Origin of the sequence: Weissella sp. DD23 (genome assembly GCF_001579105.1) — a bacterium.
Lineage (GTDB): Bacteria > Bacillota > Bacilli > Lactobacillales > Lactobacillaceae > Weissella > Weissella cibaria.
Window position 1 is genome coordinate 1 of sequence record NZ_KQ970483.1, and the last position, 394, is coordinate 394.

Genomic DNA, 394 nt, shown 5'->3' on the forward strand with positions numbered 1-394 from the left:
CAAAACCAAGTTAACCGCACCCGTTCCCGATTTGGCATCACCGCAAACCCTGTAATTGTTGTACCACTAAACTGTAGTTCATCGGCATGGATGCGAAACGTACTCTCAACTTTACCAGTTGGGCGTTGCGCTAATGCGGTTAGCTTTGCATCCTGTGCAATAAAAAAACCGACATAGCCAATCGTGATGAGTATCGTCAAAACAATGCGACACCGAAAACGAATTACGAGTAAGCTACTTAACCACAATAACAGCGGCACTGACCACCAAAATTGATAACGGATTACCGTGTTTAACCCGGCAATGTACAATGACAGGACTAACCAATAACCGGGCATTAAACCGTAACCAACGGAGCTAAGCGAGCATATGTCTTCTCCCCAATCCCAGCAAC

1 protein-coding gene is annotated in these 394 nt (G+C 45.7%); it reads right to left on the minus strand.

The window, feature by feature from the left end:
- Window positions 1–200 (minus strand): hypothetical protein (locus WEIDD23_RS14995; RefSeq protein ID WP_242865533.1); only part of this gene is annotated, 200 nt, incomplete at its 3' end.
- Window positions 201–394: the final 194 nt, after the last annotated feature.